The 4,454-nt window shown below is 71.6% G+C and carries 6 protein-coding genes; all 6 read right to left on the reverse strand.

All coding sequences use genetic code 11. From position 1 onward, the window contains the following. Positions 1–1,096, reverse strand: a 1,096-nt coding sequence (locus tag N790_RS03915; protein WP_211251947.1) for a M56 family metallopeptidase, incomplete at its 3' end; no start/stop codon positions are given. Continuing rightward, complete coding sequence (locus tag N790_RS03920) at positions 1,086–1,454, reverse strand: BlaI/MecI/CopY family transcriptional regulator (RefSeq protein WP_043801040.1); 369 nt, start codon at positions 1,452–1,454, stop codon at positions 1,086–1,088. The genes N790_RS03920 and N790_RS03915, both read right to left, overlap by 11 nt. 98 nt (positions 1,455–1,552) lie before the next feature. Continuing rightward, positions 1,553–2,491, reverse strand: coding sequence for a heme o synthase (gene cyoE, locus N790_RS03925; RefSeq protein ID WP_052385669.1), 939 nt, complete (start codon positions 2,489–2,491; stop codon positions 1,553–1,555). Further along, positions 2,488–3,636 (reverse strand): COX15/CtaA family protein, encoded by a 1,149-nt coding sequence (locus tag N790_RS03930; RefSeq protein WP_156969918.1) that lies wholly within the window; start codon positions 3,634–3,636, stop codon positions 2,488–2,490. The genes cyoE and N790_RS03930 overlap by 4 nt, the downstream gene beginning before the upstream one ends. A gap of 8 nt (positions 3,637–3,644) precedes the next feature. After that, complete coding sequence (locus N790_RS03935; protein WP_043801031.1) at positions 3,645–4,196, reverse strand: hypothetical protein; 552 nt, start codon at positions 4,194–4,196, stop codon at positions 3,645–3,647. After that, positions 4,193–4,454: SURF1 family cytochrome oxidase biogenesis protein (locus tag N790_RS03940; protein ID WP_043801035.1), on the reverse strand; the 262-nt coding region annotated here is incomplete at its 5' end. The genes N790_RS03935 and N790_RS03940, both read right to left, overlap by 4 nt.

Genomic DNA, 4,454 nt, shown 5'->3' on the forward strand with positions numbered 1-4,454 from the left:
CCGGCGCCGCTGCCGCAACGGGTGTCCCGACGGCAGCGGGTGCGGCGGCAGGGGCAGCAGGCGCCACGCGGTCGACCGCCCGCGGTTCCGGCGCCGGTGTTCCGGACTCCACCGCCAGCGGCGGTAGCGGCGCCGCGGCGGCGGGCGTGGCGATGGCGGGCAACATCACGATCGTGGGCGGCTGGTGCTGCCAGAGCGCGGCGGCGGTGGCCGAGGTGGCCAGCAGGGCGAGTCCTGCACCCAACAGCAGCCGGGACGGTCCCGGCAGGGGTTTGCTGAGCATGGTGATTCTCCAGGCGAGGGGATGGCTGGACTGCCATGCGCAGCCGACCGGCAGTCCAAGGTCGGCCAGCTGCGTGTTCAGGAGCGCGGTCGCGTAAGCGCGCCTCGCGCGGGGATGGTGGGCCAGCACGCTGGCGTCGCAGGCGAGTTCCTGGTCCAGGCGCAGTCGCGCGGCCGCGACATGCACCAGCGGGTGGAACCAGAACACGCAGCGCAGCGCCGTGGCCAGCAGGTTCAACGGCAGGTCGCCGCGGCGCAGGTGGCAGCGTTCGTGCGCCAGCACGAGGGCGCGCTGCTGCGCGTCGTAGCGCTGTTCGAAATCGGCGGGCACGACGATGCGTGGCGCGAGCACGCCGATCACGACGGGACCGATGCTGTCCGTTTCCGCCGACCAGCTGCCGTCGGCGCGCGGGCGCAGCGCGCCGAGGCGGCGGCGGAAGCGACGCTGCTGCCTGGCCAGCACGCCCGCGAGGACGAGTGCGCCTGCGGCCCAGGCGGCGAGCAGCGCGGTGCGGGGAACGGGCCAGGCGGAAACGTCGGGCGCGATCGTCGGCGCCGCGGAGAGGTTCGCCACGGCCGCGGCATCGGAAATCACGGCGACCGCGGGCAAGGCTTCGGCCGGCACTTCATGCACCACGGTCGGGCCCGGCAGGCTCACCGCCAGCAGCGCCGCCGGCACCAGCAGCCACAGCCACGGCACGCTGCGTGCGCCCAGCCAGCGCCGCCAGGGCGCGCGCAGGGCCAGCACCAGGGCGATGGCCACGGCCAGGGCCAGGCTGGCGCGCAGGCCCCAGTCGAGCAGTTCAGCGGCCATCGTCGAAGCCCTCGATGAGCTTGCGAAGTTCGTCGATGTCGGCGCGGGTGAGCTTGCGCTGCTCGCTGAAGTGCGCCACCAGCGGCGCGATGCGGCCACCGAACAGGCGGTCGACCACGCCGGTGCTTGCGTCGGCCATCCAGTCAGCCCGCTGCAGCAGCGGGCGGTAGCGGTAGCGCCGCCCTTCCCGCTCGGCGGAAATGGCGCCCTTGGTCAGCAGGCGGTTGATGAGGGTGCGCACGGTGCCCTCGGCCCAGCCCTGCGGCCCGGCCACGGCGGCGATCAGGTCCTCGGCCGTGGCCTCGCCCGCGGCCCACAGGGCCTGCATGACTTCGCTCTCCGCCTCGCTGATGGATATCCGGGCCATGGCCATTCCTTTTACATTCGTAATTGGAATTTACTTTTACGCCTGTAAAACCAAAAGTCAAGCCCCCGCATCCAGGCCTTTTCCTGGGCTCAGGAAGTGGGGAGGAACTCGAGGGTGGGCGTGGCTGCGGCGGCGGCAGCCTGGGGCAGCAGCCAATGGTCGGCCAGCAGGAAGGCGAACAGGGCCATCAGGTACACGATGGAATAGTTGAACACCTTCATCGCGTAGAGCTCGCCCGGCGGATCCAGCAGGCGCACCGCGTACCACAGGAACACCGCGCCCAGCACCAGCGCGCCGCCCAGGTAGAACACGCCGCTCATGCCGGTGGCGAAGGGCAGCACCGTCACCAGCAGCAGCAGCACGGTGTAGAACAGGATCTGCCAGCGCGTGTAGGTCACGCCGTACACCACCGGCAGCATCGGGATCATGGCCTTGGCGTAGTCGTCGCGGCGGAAGATGGCCAGCGCCCAGAAGTGCGGCGGCGTCCACACGAAGATGATCAGCACCAGCAGCAGCGCATACGGGTCGACGCCCCAGGGCGGCACGAAACCGTCCACCGCCGCCCAGCCCAGGGCCGGGGGCGCCGCGCCGGCCAGGCCGCCGATGACGATGTTCTGCGGCGTGGCGCGCTTGAGCCAGCCGGTGTAGATCACCGCGTAGCCAATGAGCGACGCGAAGGTCAGCAGCGCGGTGAACCCGTTCACCCGCCACGCCAGCAGCAGCATCGACAGCGCGCCCAGCACCAGCGCGAACACCAGCACCTGCACCGGCCGCAGCGACCCGGTGGCCAGCGGGCGGTGCTGGGTGCGCGCCATCAGCACGTCGATGCGCTGGTCGAGCAGGTGGTTGATGGCCGCCGCCGATGACGCCGCCAGCCAGATGCCCACCGCGCCCAGCACGATGCGCTCCCAGGGCCAGGCTTCGCCCGGCTCGATGGCCAGGAACATGCCGATGATCGCGGTGAACACGATCAGCGCCACCACGCGCGGCTTGGTCAGCTCCCAGTAGGCGGCCAGCGGCAGCTTCATTCCGGCGCCCGCAGGCGGGCCAGCAGGCCCACCACGGTGAACAGCAGCAGCGCGGCGCCGGCGTTGTGCGCCGTGGCCACCCACAGCGGCAGGCCGGCGACGACGTTGCTGATGCCCAGCGCGACCTGCGCGGTGAGCAGCACCAGCAGCACGCTGCCCCAGAACACCAGGCCCGGCGTGCGCAGCATCCTGATGGCGACGAACAGCAGGTGGCCGGTGACCAGCAGCGCGAACAGGCGGTGCGTCATCTGGATGGCCACGCGCGCGGGGCCGTCGAGCACGCCGCCTTCGTAGTCCACGCCGATGCCGCGCCAGAGCACGAAGGCTTCGCCGTAGTCCTGTTCCGGCCACCACTGGCCCAGGCAGGTCGGGTAGTCGGTGCCGCAGGCCAGCGCGGCGTAGTTGGCGCTGGTCCAGCCGCCGAGCGCGATCTGCACCACCAGCAGGCCCAGGCCGATCCACAGCAGGCGGCGCAGCTTCGGCGCCTCGGCGAACACCAGCGCCGACGACGGCGTGGTGCCCCAGGCCAGCCACGTGAGCAGCGAGAAGGTGAGCAGGCCACCGAGCAGGTGCGCCATGACGATCGCCGGCTTCACCAGCCAGATCACCGTCCACATGCCGAGCACGGCCTGGAAGATGATCACCATCAGCAGCGCCGTGCTCAGGCGCGAGGCGTCCACGTTCGACCAGCGCAGCACCTGCACCAGCAGGATCAGTTCGCCGGCCAGCCACAGCGCCACCGACAGCCCGTGGTTCGGCGCAAGGCTCCCGGCGCCCATGTAGATGGGAATGGACGCGCCCACCAGCGCCGCCGCGGCCAGCACGCTGGCCACCCCGCCCTTGCGCTTGCGCGCGGCCAGCAGCGCCAGCGTGAACACCATCAGGCCCAGCAGCGCGGCGATGTGGCGGTGGAACTGCTCGCGCCAGGCCTTGCCCACTTCCACGGCGCGTTCGAAGGCTTCGTTCGCGGCGTTGATTTCGTGGTCCTGGGTGGGCCAGGTGGCCTTGCCGTAGCAGGTGGGCCAGTCGGGGCAGCTCAGGCCGGCGTTGGAAAGGCGGACGAAGCCGCCGAACACGATCACGCCCAGCGCGAGCAGCAGCGCGGCCCAGGCCAGGCGGTGGAAATGACGGGAGGGAGCGTTCATGGGCAGCCTTACTTCAGCACACGTCCGAGGTCCTTGCGCAGGCCGGACGGGTCGAAGCCCGGAGCGTAGCGCAGGACGAGGTAACCATTGGGGTCGGCCAGGTAGGCCGGCAGGGCGTCGGGCCGCGCCACGTCGGGCAGGCGCGCGGCCAGGGCGGCGTTGGGCTGCATGGGCACCAGGCCGCTGAACTGCGGGCCGCCGGCCGGCACGTCACCGAACCACAGCACCTTCAGGCGGTCGGCGTGGCGGCCTTCGGAAAGCCACACGCGGTGCAGCGCGTCGAGCATGCGCAGGCAGGGTTCGCCGCAATCCTCCGGCGCGGTGAACACCACGTGCCAGTTGCGCGCGGTGGGGTTCCAGTCCCAGGCGGTGCCGTCGGCCCGCACCAGCGCGATGTCGCGCAGGTCGGGGTATGGCTCGAGCATCTCGCCGATGTTGCGCGTCTGGCCCGGCTTCCAGCCGCTGAAGAACAGCGTGGCGGCGACGCCGAAGCTGCCGAGGAACAGCGCCGCGACCAGCAGCAGCTGCAGGCGCGAGCGGGTTTGCGAAGGGGCGGTCATGGGCGTTTCCGGAACCAGAGGAGAAGGGTGATGGCGGCGGCCGCGGCGGCCAGGCCGAACCATTGCAGCGCGTAGCCGCGGTGCTTGTCGGGCGACAGGGTATTCGCCAGCAGCTCAAGGTCGCGTTCATGGCCCAGCGGCAGGGCCGGGTCCAGGCGCAGCACGCGCGGGGCCAGCGCCGGCAGCTGCCAGGCGGCGGCCACGGCGCCGGGTTCGAGCCGCATCGCCAGCCAGCGTGCGCCGCCATCGCGCGCCTCG

It is taken from the genome of Arenimonas malthae CC-JY-1 (assembly GCF_000747075.1).
GTDB lineage: Bacteria > Pseudomonadota > Gammaproteobacteria > Xanthomonadales > Xanthomonadaceae > Arenimonas > Arenimonas malthae.